At 71.5% G+C, this 14,968-nt stretch carries 12 protein-coding genes and 1 pseudogene; all 13 read left to right on the top strand.

What is annotated here, in order from left to right:
• A pseudogene (locus tag ETD85_RS65150) lies at nt 1–522 on the top strand (hypothetical protein); the annotation flags it as partial.
• The gene (mraY, locus tag ETD85_RS50440; RefSeq protein ID WP_138696987.1) at nt 519–1,574 is read left to right on the top strand and encodes a phospho-N-acetylmuramoyl-pentapeptide-transferase; all 1,056 of its coding nucleotides are present in this window, start codon (nt 519–521) and stop codon (nt 1,572–1,574) included. The pseudogene ETD85_RS65150 and the gene mraY, both read left to right, overlap by 4 nt.
• A complete protein-coding gene (murD, locus tag ETD85_RS50435) occupies nt 1,574–2,950 on the top strand; it encodes a UDP-N-acetylmuramoyl-L-alanine--D-glutamate ligase (RefSeq protein WP_138696986.1) in 1,377 nt (458 codons plus the stop codon). Before mraY ends, murD begins: the two co-directional genes overlap by 1 nt.
• The gene (ftsW, locus tag ETD85_RS50430) at nt 2,934–4,235 is read left to right on the top strand and encodes a putative lipid II flippase FtsW (protein ID WP_138696985.1); all 1,302 of its coding nucleotides are present in this window, start codon (nt 2,934–2,936) and stop codon (nt 4,233–4,235) included. The genes murD and ftsW overlap by 17 nt, the downstream gene beginning before the upstream one ends.
• Nucleotides 4,236–4,247: 12 nt before the next feature.
• Nucleotides 4,248–5,324: an undecaprenyldiphospho-muramoylpentapeptide beta-N-acetylglucosaminyltransferase gene (gene murG / locus ETD85_RS50425; protein WP_138696984.1), complete on the top strand. Its 1,077-nt coding sequence runs from the start codon at nt 4,248–4,250 to the stop codon at nt 5,322–5,324.
• A complete protein-coding gene (murC, locus tag ETD85_RS50420; protein WP_138696983.1) occupies nt 5,321–6,718 on the top strand; it encodes a UDP-N-acetylmuramate--L-alanine ligase in 1,398 nt (465 codons plus the stop codon). Before murG ends, murC begins: the two co-directional genes overlap by 4 nt.
• 130 nt (nt 6,719–6,848) lie before the next feature.
• The gene (locus ETD85_RS50415; RefSeq protein WP_138696982.1) at nt 6,849–7,517 is read left to right on the top strand and encodes a cell division protein FtsQ/DivIB; all 669 of its coding nucleotides are present in this window, start codon (nt 6,849–6,851) and stop codon (nt 7,515–7,517) included.
• Nucleotides 7,518–7,867: 350 nt separating this feature from the next.
• Nucleotides 7,868–9,340 (top strand): cell division protein FtsZ, encoded by a 1,473-nt coding sequence (gene ftsZ, locus ETD85_RS50410; RefSeq protein WP_138696981.1) that lies wholly within the window; start codon nt 7,868–7,870, stop codon nt 9,338–9,340.
• A 204-nt stretch (nt 9,341–9,544) separates the two neighbouring features.
• Nucleotides 9,545–10,237 (top strand): YggS family pyridoxal phosphate-dependent enzyme, encoded by a 693-nt coding sequence (locus ETD85_RS50405; protein ID WP_138696980.1) that lies wholly within the window; start codon nt 9,545–9,547, stop codon nt 10,235–10,237.
• A 138-nt stretch (nt 10,238–10,375) separates the two neighbouring features.
• Nucleotides 10,376–10,876, top strand: a complete 501-nt coding sequence (locus ETD85_RS50400; protein WP_138696979.1) for a cell division protein SepF — start codon at nt 10,376–10,378, stop codon at nt 10,874–10,876.
• A gap of 79 nt (nt 10,877–10,955) precedes the next feature.
• Nucleotides 10,956–11,243 (top strand): YggT family protein, encoded by a 288-nt coding sequence (locus ETD85_RS50395; protein ID WP_138696978.1) that lies wholly within the window; start codon nt 10,956–10,958, stop codon nt 11,241–11,243.
• Between the two features lie 107 nt (nt 11,244–11,350).
• Entirely contained in the window at nt 11,351–12,232 is an 882-nt protein-coding gene (locus ETD85_RS50390; protein ID WP_138696977.1) for a DivIVA domain-containing protein, read from the top strand.
• Between the two features lie 77 nt (nt 12,233–12,309).
• On the top strand, nt 12,310–14,364 hold the full coding sequence (locus ETD85_RS50385; RefSeq protein ID WP_138696976.1) for a hypothetical protein: 2,055 nt from the start codon (nt 12,310–12,312) through the stop codon (nt 14,362–14,364).
• Nucleotides 14,365–14,968 lie beyond the last annotated feature (604 nt).

The raw sequence follows: 14,968 nt of genomic DNA, 5'->3' as shown, positions 1-14,968 counted from the left end.
CTCCAGTCCGGCGCCCCGGCCATCGCCCCACCCACCATCGGCCAGGCACCCGTTCCGGGTGGCGCGCCGGCCCCTGGTGTGCAGGCTCCGGGCCCGCAGGGCGGGCCTCAGGGCCCGGCCCAGGGTCTTCCGGCGGGTCCGCCCCAGGGTCTCCCTCAGGGCCCGCCGCAGGGCCCCCCGCCGCAGGGGTGGCAGGCGCCGCAGGAGGCCGCGTCCTACGGGGCCGGGCCGCACGGGTGGCAGGCGCCCGATGCCGGCGCGCCCCAGGCCGCCGGTCCCCACCAGCCCCCGGGACCGCCGCCGATGGCCGGTCCGCCGATGGCCGGTCCGCCGGCCGGCGGCCCGCCGGCGGGCGGGTATCCGGTGCAGGCGACGCGGATCGTGCACGTCCCCGACGCCGAGGCGGCCGCCGCCGAGCTGGCCGGCTGGCTGCGGCCCGGTGACGCCGTGCTGATCAAGGGACCGCGGGCGATGGGGCTGGAGCGCACGGCGGAGCTCGTGCTCGGAGGTTCCCCCCAGTGACCGACATCATCATCGCCGGCGCGGTTGGCCTCATCCTCTCGATGCTGGGCACCCCGCTGGCGATCAGGCTGTTCTCGCGGCGCGGCTACGGCCAGGAGATCCGCGAGGAGGGCCCGTCAGGCCACCACGGCAAGCGTGGTACCCCCACCATGGGCGGCACGGTGATCGTGCTGGCCTCCCTGCTCGCGTACGGCGCCTCTCACCTGGCGACGCTCGCTCCCCCCACCGTGTCGGGCATGCTGGTCCTGTTCCTGATGACCGGTCTGGGCGCGGTCGGCTTCCTCGACGACTTCATCAAGATCTACAAGCAGCGCAGCCTCGGCCTGCGCAGCGGCGCCAAGGCGCTCGGCCAGCTCATCGTGGGCGCGGTGTTCGCCGTCCTGGTGACCCGCCAGCCGAACGTCTACGGCATCACCCCCGCCGAGACCCGCGTGTCGTTCCTGCGTGACATCGGCCCCTCGATCGGCCTGGTCGGGTTCACCATCTGGGTGCTCATCATGATCGTCGGGTTCTCCAACGCGGTGAACCTCACCGACGGCCTCGACGGGCTGGCCAGCGGCGCCACCGGGGTGGTGCTGGCCGCGTACGTGCTGATCGGCAACTGGCAGCTCCGCAACAACTGCATCGACCAGCTCGGCCCCAACTGCTACTGGGTGCGAGATCCGCTGGACCTGGCCGTGGTGGCCGCCGCCGTGCTCGGGGCGCTCATCGGGTTCCTGTGGTGGAACGCCCCGCCCGCCCGGATCTTCATGGGCGACACCGGCTCGCTGGCCCTGGGCGGCGTGCTGGCCGGGCTGGCCATCGCCACGCGTACCCAGCTGCTGCTGGTCATCCTGGCCGGGCTGTGCGTGATCATCACGATGTCGGTGATCATCCAGGTCGGGTTCTTCAAGATGACCGGGAAACGGGTGTTCAGGATGGCCCCGCTGCAGCACCACTTCGAGCTGAAAGGCTGGGCGGAGACCACCATCGTGGTCCGCTTCTGGCTGATCGCCATGCTGTGCGCGGCGCTCGGGCTCGGCCTGTTCTACGTGGAGTGGATGCCCAAGTGATGAGCCTGACCTGTGTCGCCGGGCTCGGCGTCTCCGGCGTCGCCGTGGCCAGGGCGCTGGCCGAGCGCGGCGAGCGCGTCGTGGTCCTAGAGTCCGTCGAGGGCGAGCGGCAGCTCGCCGCCGCCACCGAGCTGGCCGCGATCGGCGTCGAGACCCGCTTCGGCGAGCCGGTCCTGCCGGAGGGCGCCACGCGGCTCGTCACCACCGGCTGGGCGCCGCACCACCCGCTGATCGCCGCGGCGTCGGCGGCGGGGGTCGAGGTCGTGGGCGAGGTGGAGCTGGCCTGGCGGCTGCGGCCCGCGCAGGCCGCCCCGTGGCTGGCGCTGACCGGGACCAACGGCAAGACCACCGCCGTGCGCATGCTCACCTCGATCCTGCTGGCCGCCGGGCACAAGGCCGTGGCGGTGGGGAACGTGGGCGTGCCCGTCGTACGCGCCGTCGCGGAGCCGTACGACACGCTGGCCGTCGAGCTGTCCAGCTTCCAGCTCCACTGGTCCAGCACGCTGGCCCCGCACGCGGCGGCCATCCTGAACGTGGCCCCCGACCACCTCGACTGGCACGGCTCCATGGAGGAGTACGCCGCCGCGAAGGGCCGCATCTACGAGCGCGCGGGGACCGTGATCTTCAACGCCGACGATCCCGAGGCGACCAGGCTGGCCGCGCCCTATCCGGGGGCGGTCGGGTTCACCCTGCGGGTGCCCAGGGCCGGGGAGATCGGCGTGGTGGAGGACCTGCTGGTCGACCGGGCGTTCGTGGCCGATCCGGTCGAGGCGGCGGAGGAGCTGGCCACGCTGGAGGACGTCCGCCCGTTCGCGCCGCACAACGTGGCCAACGCGCTGGCGGCCGCCGCTCTGGCCCGCTCGGTCGGCGTGCCGTCCGAGGCGGTCCGCCAGGGCCTGCGCGACTTCGTGCCCGACCCGCACCGGCTGGCCCACGTGGACAGGATCGGCGAGGTCGACTACATCGACGACTCCAAGGCGACCAACCCGCACGCCGCGGCCGCGGCGCTGGCCTCGTACCCGTCGATCGTGTGGGTGGCGGGCGGTCAGCTCAAGGGCGCGGACGTCGACGACCTGGTGCGCCAGGCGGCGCCCAGGCTGCGCGGCGCGGTGCTGCTCGGCGTGGACCGCGCCAGGATCGCCGAAGCCATCGCGCGACACGCGCCGAATGTCCCCGTCGTGGACATCGCCGATCGGGAGACTGGTGTGATGGAAAGAGTCGTCACCGAAGCCGCCCGGCTGGCCTCGCCAGGGGACACCGTGCTGCTTTCCCCGTCGGGGGCCTCCCTTGACATGTTCGCCAACTATCCGGCGCGGGGGGAGGCCTTCGCGCGCGCCGTCCACGAGCTGAGGCAGCGACGTGAGCGCGAGCGCTGAGGAGCGGGTACGCGGCGGCGCCCCGGCGGGCGCGGCGGCTCAGGAGGGGCCTGGCAGCTGGATGCGCGAGCAGCTCGGCGCGTTGAAGGAGCTGCTCGAGAAGCCGTTGACCACCTACTACCTGATCATCATGTGCAGCGCGCTGCTGCTGGCGCTCGGGCTGATGATGGTGCTGTCGGCCTCCAGCATCGAGGCGCTGCAGAAGACCGGCAGCCCGTTCTCGTGGTTCATCAAGCAGTCGCTGTCGGCCGCGGTGGGCGTGCCGGTCATGTACGCCTGCTCGCGGCTGCCGGTCAAGGTGTTCCGCTGGGCCGGCTACCCGCTGATGGCGCTGTCGATCCTGGCGCTGGTCATGGTGTTGTTCATCGGCTCGTCCGAGCTGGGCGCGCAGCGGTGGATCTACATCGGCCCGTTCACCATCCAGCCGTCCGAGCCGGCCAAGCTGGGGCTCGCGCTGTGGGGCGCCGACCTGCTGGCCAGGCGGGCCCGCCAGGGCAAGATCGAGTGGCGGCAGATGCTGATCCCGCTCATGCCCGGCACCGCGATCCTGGCCGTCATGGTCATGCTCGGCAGCGACCTGGGCACCACGCTGGTGCTGTTCATGATCTTCCTGGCGCTGCTGTGGGTGGTGGGGGCCCCGGTCAAGCTGTTCGGCGGCATCCTGTCGCTGGCGGTGCTGGCCGCGGTCATCATGATCAAGGTGGAGCCGTACCGGATGGCCCGCATCGGGGCCTTCCTGGATCCGTGGGCCGACGCGCAGGGCGCCGGCTACCAGGCCGTGCAGGGGCAGATCGCGATGGGCTCCGGCGGCTGGTTCGGGCTCGGCCTGGGCAGCAGCCGCCAGAAGTGGAGCTGGCTGCCGCACGGCGAGAGCGACTTCATCTTCGCCATCCTCGGTGAGGAGCTCGGGCTGATGGGGACGCTGATGGTGGTGGCGCTGTTCGGGCTGCTGGGGTACGCGGGGCTGCGGGTCGCGGTGCGGGTCAACGACGCCTTCATCAGGCTCGCCGCCGCCGCGATGGTGGCCTGGATCGTCGGGCAGGCGACCGTCAACATGGGCGCCGTGCTGGGCGTGCTGCCGATCACCGGCATCCCGCTGCCGCTGGTCTCGTACGGCGGATCCTCGCTGCTGCCCACGCTGGCCGCGCTCGGCATGCTGCTGTCGTTCGCGAAGCGCGAACCGGGCGCGCGGGAGGCCTTGGCCGCTCGTGGCCCCGGACCCGCCGCCCGGGCCCTAAGCTGGCTTGGCCTTGGGGGAACGACCAGAGGCCGAGCCAAACGTTAGGGAGTGACCGAGATGAGGGTGGTCCTCGCCGGTGGGGGGACGGCCGGGCACATCGAGCCCGCGCTCGCCCTTGCGGACGCGCTGCGTCATCTTGACCGGAGCGTCGGCATCACCTGCGTCGGCACGGAGCGCGGCCTGGAGTCGCGGCTCGTGCCCGCCAGGGGCTACGAGCTGGAGCTGGTGCCGGCCGTGCCGCTGCCAAGGGCGATCACTCCGAGCCTGCTCACCGTGCCCGGCAGGCTGGCGGGAGCCATCAACGCCACGGCCGCCATCCTCGACCGGGTCGGGGCCGACATCCTCGTCGGCTTCGGCGGCTATGTCGCGACGCCGGCCTACCTGGCGGCCAAGAGACGCGGGGTGCCCATCGTCGTGCACGAGGCCAACCCCCGTCCCGGGCTGGCCAACCGGCTGGGCGCCCGGCTGACCGAGCACGTCTTCTCCGGCTTCCCCGAGTCCGCGCTGCCCAAGGCCGAATACATCGGCACCCCGCTGCGCCGCGAGATCGTCACGCTCGACCGGCTGTCCACGGGCGACAAGGCGCGCTCCTGGTTCGGGCTGGAGAACGACCGGCCGACGCTGCTGGTGTTCGGCGGCTCGCAGGGGGCAAGGTCGCTCAACCAGGCGGCGCTCGCCGCCGCGCCGGTCCTGCGCCGGGCCGGCGTGCAGGTGCTGCACGTGTTCGGCCCGAAGAACACCATCGAGCACGAGCCGCCGCCCGGCGACCCGCAATACGTCCTGCTGCCCTACGTCGACCGCATGGACCTCGCCTACGCGGCGGCCGACCTGGCGTTGTGCCGCAGCGGCGCGCTGACCTGCGCCGAGCTGACCGCGGTCGGCCTGCCCGGCGCCTACGTGCCGCTGCCGTACGGCAACGGCGAGCAGCGCATCAACGCCGAGCGCATCGCGCGCGGCGGCGGCGGCCTCCTGGTGGACGACGCCGACCTGTCACCTGATTGGATCATTCAGAACGTGCTGCCCATCCTCCGCGACCCAGAGCGGGTCGCCGTCATGTCGGAGGCCGCCGCCAGACTGGGGCGGAAGGACGCCGATATCATGCTTGCCAGGAAAGTGTTGGAGATAGCCCGATGAGTCTCGTCAAGCTGGTCGATCCCGTCGCCGTAGAAGATCTGGGGCGGGTGCACTTCATCGGCATCGGTGGCGCGGGCATGTCCGGCATCGCGCGCATCCTGCTCAAGCGCGGCGTGCGGGTGTCCGGCAGCGACGCGCGCAGCTCCGAGCTGGTCACCGAGCTGCGCGAGCTCGGCGCGACCGTGCACATCGGCCACGCCGCCTCGCACATCAGAGACGTCGACACCGTCGTCGTCTCCACCGCCATCCGCGACTCCAACCCCGAGCTGGGGGAGGCGCTCAAGCAGGGGCTGCGGATCATCCCGCGGGCCGCCGCGCTGGCCTCCGTCATGGCCGGGCGCACGGCGGTCGCCATCGCGGGCACCCACGGCAAGACCACCACCACCTCGATGCTGACGGTGGCGCTGCAGAAGAGCGGCGCCGACCCGTCCTACTGCGTGGGCGGCCAGCTCGTCACCACCGGCCTCGGGGCCGACGACGGCCAGGGCCGGGTGTTCGTGGCCGAGGCCGACGAGAGCGACGGCTCCTTCCTCATGCTCGCGCCCGACATCGCCGTGGTGACCAACGTGGAGGCCGACCACCTCGACAACTACGGCGACCCGCGGGCGGTGCACGACAGCTTCGCGAGGTTCGCCGACAGGATCGGCTCGCTGCTCATCGCCTGCGCCGACGACCCCGGCGCGGCCGCGCTGGCGCGCACGGCGCGCGAGCGCGGGCTGCGGGTCAAGACCTACGGCCTGCAGGGCGAGGACTACCGCGTGAGCGGGGTCAGGCCCGACGGGTTCGGCACGGTGTTCAGCATCGAGGGCAAGGGCGAGGTGCGGCTGGCCGTCCCCGGGGCGCACAACGCGCTCAACGCCGCCTCGGCGATCGCCGTGGCCGACGAGCTGGGCCTGCCGTTCGAGGAGATCAGGCAGGGGCTGGGGGCCTTCACGGGGGCCAAGCGGCGCTTCGAGGCCAAGGGCGAGGCCGGCGGCATCGCGGTGTTCGACAGCTACGCCCACCACCCGACCGAGCTGGCCGCCGACCTGCGGGCCGCACGCGACGTGGTCGCCTCCTACTCCGGCACGGGGCGGGTCATCGCGGTCTTCCAGCCGCACCTCTACTCCCGCACGCGCTTCTTCGCCGACGAGTTCGGCGCGGCGCTGGGGCTGGCCGACGAGGTCATCGTGCTCGACGTCTACGGCGCCCGCGAGGACCCGGAGCCCGGCGTGTCCGGCGCGATGGTGGCCGGGCGGGTGCCGCTGGAGGCCGGGCGGGTGGCGTACGCGCCCGACCGGTCGGCGGTGCCCGACCTGGTGGCGGAGCGGGCGCGGCCCGGCGACATCGTGCTCACGATGGGCGCGGGCGACATCACGGAGCTCGGCCCGCAGATCGTGGCGCGCCTGTCCTGAGCGTGCGGCCCGGTTCCCCCTCCCGCTTCCTTGCTCGATCCGGGCCCGATCCGGATGATCGCTTGGGCGTGGCGAGCGGTGTTACGCGGTGCGGCGGCGTAGGTTCGGTGCCGACATGCAGGGGAGGGCGATGAAGGCGCGGACGGCGTTCCTGGTGCTTCTCACGGCGGGAGTCGTGGGCACGGCGGCGTGGCTGGTGTTCTTCTCGCCCGTGCTCGGCGTGCGCTCGATCGAGATCGTGGGAAATCTCACAGTGCCGAGCGAGCGGATCAAACAGCAGGCAGGAGTGGCCGATCTCCACCCTCTCGCCACCGTGAACCTCACCGACGTCGAGACCCGCGTCCTGGGCATCAGGCAGCTCGCCACCGCCAAGGTCGACCGGGTCTGGCCGGGCACGCTCAAGATCGAAGTGGTCGAGCGCGAGCCGGTCGCCGCGATCCCCGCGGGCGACAAGGTGGCGATCGTCGACGGGCAGGGCGTGGTGATCGAGCTCAAGTCCGTGGCGCCGCCCATGCTGCCGCTGCTGAAGGTGGACAAGCCCGCCGAGGGCGATCCCGCCATGATGGCCGCGCTCAAGGTCATCCAGGCGGTGCCGCCCTCCGTGGCGGGCAAGGTCAGACAGGTGCGGGCCGGCACGGCCGAGGGCGTGACCCTGGAGCTGTCCGACGGCCGTACCGTCCTGTGGGGCGGCCCCGACCGCCCGGAGGAGAAGGCGCGCATCCTCGCCTCGCTGCTCCAGCGCGAAAGAGGGGCCACCCTGTACGACGTGAGCTCCCCGGACGTGGTGACCCTGAAATGATCGCGATCTATACCGATAGTCGCGTCAGGGTCCGGCAACTCGGGGGCAAGAGCACCGCCGAGCCTGTGCGAGGCGGGGGGCGCGGCGTGAGAGCCTGTAAGCCTGATGTTCGGCGGAGGAGGGCCCCGACCAGGCGTGACTGCGGAGCGAAACGGACAGCCCGCGACACGCCGGACGCGCTTGCGGCGCGGTTAGTTGACCCGCCTGGAGCGTAACTCCTACTGTCCGTATCAATCCTCAGGTTGACATAAATCTAAATCTCAACCTGAGGTTGAGAGTTACCCGAACTGAGAAAAAGCGGAGACAATCCGCACCGAATTGCAAGTCAACGAGCGGAAAGGCCCCTCGTCGTGGCAGCACCGCAGAACTACCTCGCGGTCATCAAGGTCGTCGGCATCGGCGGCGGCGGAGTGAACGCCGTCAACCGGATGATCGAGGAGGGACTCAAGGGCGTCGAGTTCATCGCGATAAACACCGACGCCCAGGCGCTGCTGATGAGTGACGCCGATGTGAAACTCGACGTGGGCCGCGAGCTCACGCGTGGACTGGGCGCGGGCGCCAACCCGGATGTGGGCCGCAAGGCGGCCGAGGACCACCGCGAGGAGATCGAGGAGGTCCTCAAGGGGGCCGACATGGTCTTCGTCACGGCGGGCGAGGGCGGCGGCACGGGCACAGGCGGCGCACCTGTCGTGGCCAACATCGCGCGATCGCTCGGCGCGCTCACGATCGGTGTCGTGACCAGGCCGTTCAGCTTTGAGGGACGGCGCAGGGCCTCGCAGGCCGAAGCCGGCATCGAGACGCTGCGCGACGAGGTCGACACCCTGATCGTGATCCCCAACGACCGGCTGCTGTCGATCTCCGACCGGCAGGTGAGCGTGCTCGACGCGTTCAAGGCGGCCGACCAGGTGCTGCTGTCCGGTGTCCAGGGCATCACCGACCTGATCACCACCCCTGGTCTGATCAACCTCGACTTCGCCGACGTCAAGTCGGTCATGTCGGGCGCCGGGTCCGCCCTCATGGGCATCGGCCACGCCCGCGGCGACGACCGCTCGGTGGCCGCGGCCGAGATGGCGGTCTCCAGCCCGCTGCTCGAGGCCAGCATCGACGGCGCGCACGGCGTGCTGCTGTCGATCGCGGGCGGCTCCGACCTCGGCCTGTTCGAGATCAACGAGGCGGCGCAGCTCGTGTCCATGGCGGCCGCGCCCGACGCCAACATCATCTTCGGCACGGTCATCGACGACGCGCTCGGCGACGAGGTGCGCGTGACGGTGATCGCGGCGGGCTTCGACGACGTGCCGCCGCCCGTGGAGAAACCGCTGCCGCGCCCGGCCAGCCGCCCCGCCGCGGCGCCGCCGCCCGCGCCGCCCGTCTCCTCGCCCGTGCGGCCGAGCGTCTCCTCGCCCAGCGTCAAGTCCGAGCCGCCCGTCGTGCGCCCTGAGCCGCGCGCTGAGCTGCGTTCGGAGCCCCGGGGGGACTTCAGGCCCGAGCCGCGTACGGAATTCCGTCCTGAGCCCCGTCCTGAGCCTCGTCCTGAGCCGCGCGCGGACTTCCGTCCCGAGCCGCGTTCCGAGCCCCGTGCGGACTTCAGGCCGGAGCCGCGGCCCGAGCCGGTGCGCCCGGTGGAGTCGGTGCAGCCGATCGAGCTCGACGACGAAGCCGTCGCCGACGAGCCGTCCGGCCCCGTCTCGATCCCCCGGCCCACGCCTGAGCCCGCCAACCCGCCCACGCCCATCACCTCCCGCATGTCGGAGCCCGTCAAACGTCCTCGGGTGATCTTCGAGGAGCAAGAAGAAGAACTCGACGTCCCCGACTTCCTCAAGTAGCCGCCCGCCTGACGCCGCTCCCCGCAGGGATTCGGGAGCGGCGCCGTCATGTGCGAGGCTGTGCGGCCGTACCGGATCTTCCGTCGATGACCTGGCCCACTGGACAGGAAAGGGTGGCCTGCTGTGCAGAGGACGTGCGCGAGCCGGACGGACGGGCGCGAGGATGCCGGTAGTGAGAGCGCCGGCGGTGAGAGGGAGAGTGACGTGAGAACGGACGAGATCGCGGCCGGGCTCGCCGAGGTCGACGCGCGCATCGCGGCGGCCTGCCACGCGGTGGGGCGCGACCGGGGCGAGGTCACCCTGATCGCCGTCACCAAGACGCGGCCGGCGAGCGACGTGCGAATCCTGTCCGACCTGGGTGTGCGCGACGTCGGCGAGAACCGCGACCAGGAGGCCGCCCCCAAGGCTCTGGAGCTGGCCGGGCTGCCGCTGACCTGGCATTTCGTGGGGCAGCTCCAGACGAACAAGGTGCGTTCCGTCGTCGCCTACGCCGACGTGATCCACTCCGTCGACCGCCTCAGGCTGGTGGAGGCCATCAGCAAGGAGGCGGTGCGGCAGGGCCGCCGGGTCGGCTGCCTGCTGCAGGTCGCGCTCGACGACGATCCGGCCAGGGGCGGCGCGCGTCCCGGCGAGGTGCTGGAGCTCGCTGACGAGGTGGCGCTGGCCGACGGGCTGTGGCTGGGCGGCGTCATGGCGGTGGCGCCGCTGGGCGAGGATCCGGCCAAGGCCTTCGCCCGGCTGCGGGATCTGGCGCTGCGCCTGCAGGAGCAGCATCCGCGGGCCACGATGATCTCGGCGGGCATGAGCGACGACCTCGTGGAGGCCGTCGCCTACGGCGCGACACACGTGCGGATCGGTACGGCGTTGCTCGGTCGTCGCAAGCCCTTCGTCAGGTAATGTCCCCTCAAGTGGGTCTTCAGGCCCATGACCAAGTAGAGGTCGATCAGCGGTGAGCTCCAGGGGGGTACGCCTGCCGCCTCGGACCCGGCGACGGACTCGAGCGAGTGCGACCATGAGCAGGAGGACGACGTAGCGATGGCCGGCGCGATGCGCAAGATGGCGGTCTACCTCGGTCTCGTGGAGGACGACCGCTACGAGAGGTACGAGACCTACACGGACGAGTACGCCTACGACGACGAGGTGCCGCGGACCGGCGAGGAACGCGCCGTAGCCGTCCAGGAGCGTGAGGACGAGGCTGACCCAGGAGTGCCCGCGCCCAGGCCCGCCACGACGATCCTGGAGCGCCGCACGACCGATCTGGCCCGCATCACCACCCTCCACCCCCGCACGTACAACGAGGCGCGCACCATCGGCGAGCACTTCCGGGACGGCACCCCGGTCATCATGAACCTGACCGAGATGGTTGACAGCGACGCGAAGCGGCTGGTCGATTTCGCGGCAGGTCTGGTCTTTGGCCTACACGGCAGCATCGAACGTGTTACCAACAAGGTGTTCCTGTTGTCCCCTGCCAATGTCGAGGTGACCGCCGAGGACAAGGCCCGAATCGCGGAACGCGGGTTCTTCAACCAGAGTTAGAGTCTCTGTATGTCTATCGCACCCGACAGGTCTCGCCGAGACCGGGAGGGCGCATCAGAAGTGGAGGCGCGGCCGGGCCGTGGGGATCGTCGGTAGGATCTTGGTCATAGTCCTGTCTCTCTATTTGGTGCTGCTCATCGGCAGGATGATCTTTGAGACGGTGCAGGCGTTCGCCCGGCAGTGGCGGCCGTCCGGTGTCGTCCTGGTGCTGGCGGAAGCCACATACACCGCAACCGACCCACCACTCAAGTTCCTCCGCCGTTTCATTCCTCCGCTCCGGTTGGGTACGGTGGCCTTTGACCTAAGCTTCACTGTCCTGTTCATCGTGGTTCTGATCTTGATTCAGATCGCGGGATCGCTGCGATGAGCCGGGCCGGTGTCGCGCCGGTCGTGATCCAACTCGTGTCCGCGCTGAAGTGACTTCGGGTTACCGTCCCTCCGGACAGACTCCAAGCGCGCCAAGGAGACCAAAAAATGCCGCTGACGCCCGCTGATGTGCGGAACAAGCAATTCAGTACCACCCGGCTGCGGCCGGGCTACGACGAGGAAGAGGTCGACGCCTTCCTCGACGAGGTGGAGGCTGAGCTTGACCGCCTGATCCAAGAGAACGAGGAGCTTCGCGCCAAGCTGGCCGAGTGCCTGCGCGGGAAGGTGCCGGGCGGCATGAGCATGCCCATGGCCTCCGCGCCGGTGCAGGAGCAGCCCAAGCCCGAGATGATGGCGCCGCCGCCCCCGCAGCCGGAGCCCATGCGGGCCCCCGAGCCGCCCCCTGTGCAGCAGCAGCCGGTTCCCGTGGCCATGAGCATGCCTCCCGCCGAGGACAACATGGACACCGCGGCCCGCGTGCTCGCCCTCGCCCAGCAGACCGCCGACCAGGCGATCTCCGACGCCCGCCGCGAGGCGGACGAGACGGTCACCCGCGCCCGCCGCGAGGCCGACGAGATCCTCACCAAGGCCCGCCGCCAGGCCGAGCAGGTCATCGGCGACGCCCGTGCCCGCGCCGAGACGCTCGAGCGCGACGCGCAGGAGCGTCACCGCCAGGCCATGGGCTCGCTGGTGCAGACCCGTGACGAGCTCGAGCGCAAGGTCGAGGAGCTGCGCAGCTTCGAGCGCGAATACCGCAGCCGGCTCAAGCTCTACCTGGAGAACCAGCTCGCCGAGCTCAACGTCTCCGCGGAGGGCAGCGGTGGGTTCCCGGTCATGACCGGCAATCCCCAGGGTCAGGCTCCTGCCATGTCGCACGCCGTGCCTCAGGGTGGCCAGCCGCCTCTTCCCGGTGGCCCCAACCCGTTCGGCGGCGAGGCTCCGCAGGGTGTCTTCCCCGGCGGTGACGGTCCGCACAACGACCGCCGGTAAAGTAGCGGGTCACTAGGACCTGTCACTCGAAAGAGCCCTCTGTGATCCTTATCAGTGCTGGTTTGGTGCTCGCGGCAGTGGTTCTGCTGATCGCGGGCTTCGTACTGGCGAAGCCGTTCCTGATCATGTGGTCCATCGTGGTCAGCGTGCTGTCCGCGCTGTTCCTGGTGATCGGGGCGTTCCTGCGGCGAAACGAGCTGTTTCCAGGTGGTGGGCAGGCCGCTGCGCCGGCCACCCCGCCGAAGGGGCTCATGCCGCCCGGACTGCCGTACACCCAGACCGGTCCCCATGCCGGCCCCACGGCTCCGCAGCCACATCCCCAGCCCCCGATGCATCCGCAGACGCCGCAGCGGACGGCGACAGTTCCCGCCGCCGCCCCGCGCCGCCCCGCGGCGAGTGGCATCTCGCCGGATGCGATCGTGCTGGTGATCCCGGGACGCAAGCGTTACCACGCGCCCGGCTGCAGGCAGCTGACCGGCCGGGATCATGAGGAGCTCACTTACGAGGAGGCACGCGAGGAGGGCTTCACGCCCTGCACGACGTGCCTGCCAGACGCAGCGCTCGGCGGACGGCAGCTGCCGCCTGCCGCCGGCCCCGAGCCCGTCGTCGCACCCGGCGCCGCCCTCGCGGCGGAGAGCCGGGAAAACTCCGCGGAGACTCGCGACCTACGGCCGCCGGTCACGCCGCCGAAGCCCGACACCAAGGCTTCCACCCCCAGCCCGGAGTCCGCTGCCTCCCACGAGGAAGGCGCCACCGGGTGGTTCGGCCGCTCGCCCGCCACGGCCGCGGGTCCGGCCAAGACCTCTTCCTCTTCTTCCTCCTCCTCCGAGTCGGATGCCGACGAGCAGGCGGAGAGCACACAGACTTCCATCTTCCGGCCGGCTTCCTCCGGGCCCAGGTCCGAGCCACCGGCCACGCAGTCATCGCCGGGCAAGTCGTCCCCGGGCGCGCAGCCGTCGCCGGGCAAGGCGTCCGAGGCGACGCCGGGCCGGGGCGAGGAGACGGCCGGCAGGCCGTCGGCTGGGCGGCCTTCGGGCTCCGCGGGTTCGGGTGGTTCGGGTGGTTCGACCGGAGCCTCCACCGGTTCGCCCGCGTCGTCCACCGCCGTCTTCCCCGAGCAGGCCGGCGACAAGCCGCCGCAGTCGCCGGGTAAGCCGGGCCAGGACGTGGCCAAGCCTTCGCCGTCCAGCAAAGACACCGGCGACACCTCCGGGTCTGACACGGCGCCGCAGCTGCGTGTGCCCTCGTCCGCCCCACAGGCCCGGCCTCCGGCCTCCGGGCCGTCCGGGCGTCCTGCTGGGCCTTCTGCGACCTCTTCCGGGCGTCCTGGTGGGGGTGCCAAGGGGGCTGGGTCCGGAGAGAACGCGGTGCTGCCGGAGCGGCCCGCGTCCTCGGCCGAGTCGGAGGCCAAGCCCAAGGGGCCCCTGCCCACCGGTGCCGGCTCAAGTTCCCCTGCCAGACCCACCGCGGGCTCCGCCTCCCGTCCGGGTTCGGGCCCTGGGACCGGCGCCGGATCCAAGCCCGGCACCGGTACGGGTCCTGGCACCGGTGCGGGATCGAAGCCCGGCACCGGTACGGGCACGGGCACTGGCTCGGGGGAGCGGCCTGCTGGCACGGGGACCGGCGCGAGGCCGGGGACCTCGGGGCAGACAGGGCCGGCACGCCCGTCCACGAGCAGCGGAGACCCGGAGAAGACGAGAACGCCGTCCAGCGCGACGGGCGCGGCCGGGCCGGGCACCAAGCCCGGCGGGCCGGGTGCCGGAGCCAAGCCCGGGTCTGCTCCGGTCGCGCCCAGGCCACAGGCATCCGGTACGCCCGCGAAGTCCCAGGGCACGGGATCGCAGAGCACGGGGTCCCAGGGCACGGGCAGCAAGGACGCCGATGCCTCGTCCTCGTCCTCCAAGAGCGGTGCGGAGTCCAGCGGGCCCAAGGGCGGGGGCGAGGGTGCCAAGAGCGCGCGTCCCGGCACTGTGAAGGTCATCGTCGGCACCCGCCGCTACCACAGCACGGCGTGCCCGTTGATCAGGGGCGCAGGTGAGACGGGCGTAGAGACGATGACACTCGCGGCGGCGGAAGCGGCCGGGCTGACGAGCTGCTCGGTCTGCCAGCACGACCGCGAGACCGTCAGCTGAGAGTTAGGCGACATTCGGGCCCCTGGCGTGAGCCGGGGGCCTTTTCATATCCGGGAGGGTGACTGAGGACCGGGGTTGTGGAGGGGGCGACCTGGGGCCGTGCGGGGGAGTTGGCTTCGGTCCCGCGCCGGGAGAGGGACTTGCAATCCGTGTCGGGAGGCGGCCTGTGACCCATGGCCCAGGGAGATGACCCGCGCTCCCGTGAGAGCGAGGGGATTGCCGTCTCGTGCCAGGAGGGTCAGCTGTGGCTTGTGTCGGCGGGATGACCCGATGCCGTGCGGGGGAGACGGCGGCGGTCCTGTGCTGGTGAGTGACCTGCATCCTGTGTCGGGAGGGGTGATCTGTGGCTAATGCCGGGTGTCTTGCGGTCTATGCCAGGTAGACGACGCAGCTCTCGTGCGGGGAGGCCGAATGCGGTCCAGTGCCGGGTGGGCGGCATTCGGCTCGTGCGGGGAAGGCTAATCCCGGTTCGTGCCGGGTGGGGATGGCCTGTGCCGTGTCGGGAGGGTGGCTTGCGTCTCGTGCCCGGTGGACGCGTGCTCTCGTGTCAGCCCGGGAGGAGGCGGGACGGCGGTGTGCCGCCCAGGAGCCGGGGCTCCTGGGC

The organism is Nonomuraea zeae (genome assembly GCF_005889725.1).
GTDB lineage: Bacteria > Actinomycetota > Actinomycetes > Streptosporangiales > Streptosporangiaceae > Nonomuraea > Nonomuraea zeae.
Note: the sequence above shows the minus strand (reverse complement) of the source record. Positions and strands in the feature narration are given on the sequence as shown.

Coding starts and splice junctions, on each gene's coding strand:
- murD (WP_138696986.1), top strand. CDS start 1,574: ATGAGCCTGACCTGTGTCGCCGGGCTCGGCGTCTCCGGCGTCGCCGTG.
- murG (WP_138696984.1), top strand. CDS start 4,248: ATGAGGGTGGTCCTCGCCGGTGGGGGGACGGCCGGGCACATCGAGCCC.
- murC (WP_138696983.1), top strand. CDS start 5,321: ATGAGTCTCGTCAAGCTGGTCGATCCCGTCGCCGTAGAAGATCTGGGG.
- ETD85_RS50415 (WP_138696982.1), top strand. CDS start 6,849: ATGAAGGCGCGGACGGCGTTCCTGGTGCTTCTCACGGCGGGAGTCGTG.
- ETD85_RS50400 (WP_138696979.1), top strand. CDS start 10,376: ATGGCCGGCGCGATGCGCAAGATGGCGGTCTACCTCGGTCTCGTGGAG.
- ETD85_RS50390 (WP_138696977.1), top strand. CDS start 11,351: ATGCCGCTGACGCCCGCTGATGTGCGGAACAAGCAATTCAGTACCACC.